Genomic DNA, 731 nt, shown 5'->3' on the forward strand with positions numbered 1-731 from the left:
GGCCACGGCGGCCAGGTCCTGCAGCATGCCCTGTTGCGCCGTGTTCAGGTAGCGCGGCTGTTGGTCGAGCAGGCAAAACGTGCCCAGGTTGTGGCCGTCGTGCGTGGCCAGGGGCGCGGCGGCGTAAAAGCGCAGGCCCATCTCCCCCGCCACCAGCGGGTTGGCCAGCGTGCGCGGGTCTTGGCGCGCGTCCTCCACCAGGTACACCTCCTCCGAGAGAATGGCCGAGGCGCACAGGCCCGGGTCCCGGCCAATCTGCGCGGCTTCCAAGCCGTGGATGGACTTGAACCAGATGCGGTCGGTGTCCACCAAGCTGATGATGGCAATGGGCATGTTGAACATCTTCGCCGCCAGCGCCCAGCCGGGCCGTTTCGCGGGGGGTATCCGTCACCATAGCCAAACTGATTAAAGGAAGAGGGCAGCGGCCGTAAAGGTAGGGCCTGCCCCGTCCCCAGCGGCGGCGCTTCGGTGGGCCGGCCGCTGGAACGAGCGCTTCCCCAGGTACGTACCCTCCAAAGGGTGCTCAGGGACAACCCAGAAACCTTTCTGCAGTCTACAAAAACGGTCCGCAGGTAAACGCGCGCCGTTCAGTGTAAGGAGGCTTATTGCTGGGCGGCGCTACTTCGAGTTACGGTCTAAATGGGCAAAGAACTTGAGCGCAATCAGCAGCGGGCTGGCGACCATGAAGAACCACCCCGCCAGTTGTAAGAGCTGAAACAGGCCGCTCACCG

At 64.3% G+C, this 731-nt stretch carries 1 protein-coding gene; it reads right to left on the reverse strand.

The features are described from left to right. Window positions 1-342 (reverse strand): GAF domain-containing protein (locus tag ACP7AJ_RS21510; protein ID WP_426062294.1); only part of this gene is annotated, 342 nt, incomplete at its 3' end. Window positions 343-731 lie beyond the last annotated feature (389 nt).

Origin of the sequence: Hymenobacter sp. B1770 (assembly GCF_049896385.1) — a bacterium.
Taxonomy (GTDB): Bacteria; Bacteroidota; Bacteroidia; order Cytophagales; family Hymenobacteraceae; genus Hymenobacter.